Here is a 1,821-nt window from a genome sequence, read left to right on the forward strand (position 1 = left end):
GGCCGCCTTCTGCGCCTCCCACGACCCGCGCACCGCTCCCGCGTCGCGCCCCGCCGCGTCGCCGAAGACATGCGGATGGCGGCGCACCATCTTGTCGGCGATCGTCGCCGCGACGTCGGCGAAGGCGAAGGCGCCGTCCTCCTCGGCGAGGCGGGCGTGATAGACGACCTGGAACAGCAGGTCGCCGAGTTCGTCGCGCAACGCGTCCGTGTCGCCGGCGGCGATCGCGTCGGCGACCTCGTAGGCTTCCTCGATCGTATAGGGGGCGATGGTCGCGAAGCTCTGCGCCCGGTCCCACGGGCAGCCGTGGTCGGGGTCGCGCAGGGCCGCCATCACGTCGAGCAGGCGGCGCAATTCGGCTTCGGCGGTCATGCGAACTCCGTGGGGCGGTCAGCGTGTGGGCGTCACCGGCGGCGCGTCCGCGGACGCGGTCACCCGGCGGTCCGGCGGCGCCGGGGCCGGCGGATAGGCCGCGATGAAGGCCCGCAGCGCCGCCGATCCGGTGACCGCGTCATGGCCCGCGCGGATCAGCCGGTCAACATCCTCGGCCGGGATCGTCAGCCCGGTCGGGATCGCGTCCAGCGCGGCGTTTTCCGGCGAGGGCGGCAGGCCGCGCAGCGAGATGTGGATCATCGTCGCCTGCACGTCGTCGCAGCGCACGCCGTCGATGCGTGGCGCCTCGGCGCAGCGCGCCGCGCGCAGCCGGTCGCCGAGCGTGCCCACGAGCTGGTTGACCGCGATCAGCGTCTCGAAATTGTAGTTGTCGATCTGCCCGCCGCTGACCAGACCGATGATCGAGAGCAGCCCTGCCTTCTCCTTGCGTCGGGCGATCGAATCGTCCTGCGCGCCCTGGCCGTCGATGCTGAGCACCAGGAGGCGGCGGACATGCGTGTAGCCGCGGCTGCGCAAGTCGCTCGCCGACAGCGACCGCATCACGCTCGCCGCCCCGCGCAGGGCGAGGTTGTCGGCCACGCCGCCGTCCGACAGATGCAGGTATTCCGTCCGGTTGGCGTCGAGATAGCGGTCCGCGTCGTGCGCCGCGACGCCGATGCGCGACAGCGGGTCGTGGAACTGCTCGGGCGTCACGCGCCGCACCCAGCCGGGCGTGCGGCCGCCGCAGGCCTTGGCCCGGTTCGTCAGGGTGACCGGGGAAAACAGGCCCGGAAATCCGTTCGACGCCGCGACCGCGCGCGACAGCGGAAAGGCCGACAGGTCGGAGCAGATCAGGTCGAAGGTTTCCTGCGTGAACAGGATCGGCATGCCGTACGAGATGTCCGTCGCCCCGCTCGCGACCAGCGGCCGGCCGCGCCGCTGCAGGTCGCTGTATTTGGCGCCATGGAACATCGTCTGGTCATAGATGCGGTCCATGTAGTCGTTGGTGCCGATGCCCGGCTGCACCAGCCACGCCCAGTGCCAGGGCAGCAGATAGATGCCCCAGATATAGGCGTCGAAATCGCGGTAGAGGAAATCGTCCTTGAACGTCTGGAACGTCTTGTCGCGGTACAGGCCGTAATAGGCCGCCGGGAAGCTGCCGCCGGAGACGCCGGACATGCCGGTCAGCAGATCCAGCAGCGGCCGCGGCCCGTTGCGCGTCTGCACCATCACGTCGCGCATGCCGGTGAGCGCGCCATAGCCGAACGAGGCCGACCGCTTGCCGCCGCCGGAAAACGCGACGAGGGCCAGCAGATCCGGCGCGTCGGCCGGCGCCGGCAGCGTGTCGGCGCGGTAGCCGCCGCGCGAGATGCGCTCCGCCCCCGGCTGCTCCAGCTTGTCGCGCGGCAGCGGTGTCGTGTCGGCGACCAGCCACGACGCGCACCCCGT

2 protein-coding genes are annotated in these 1,821 nt (G+C 71.3%); both read right to left on the reverse strand.

Features of this window, described 5'->3' with window-relative positions; translation table 11 throughout:
* On the reverse strand, positions 1-372 hold a 372-nt coding region (locus B8460_RS20145; RefSeq protein ID WP_048863413.1), incomplete at its 3' end, for a MazG family protein.
* Positions 373-390: 18 nt separating this feature from the next.
* Positions 391-1,821 (reverse strand): patatin-like phospholipase family protein (locus B8460_RS20150; RefSeq protein ID WP_048863414.1); only part of this gene is annotated, 1,431 nt, incomplete at its 5' end.

The sequence above is a fragment of the Acidisphaera rubrifaciens HS-AP3 genome (assembly GCF_000964365.1).
In the GTDB taxonomy this organism is placed as follows: Bacteria; Pseudomonadota; Alphaproteobacteria; order Acetobacterales; family Acetobacteraceae; genus Acidisphaera; species Acidisphaera rubrifaciens.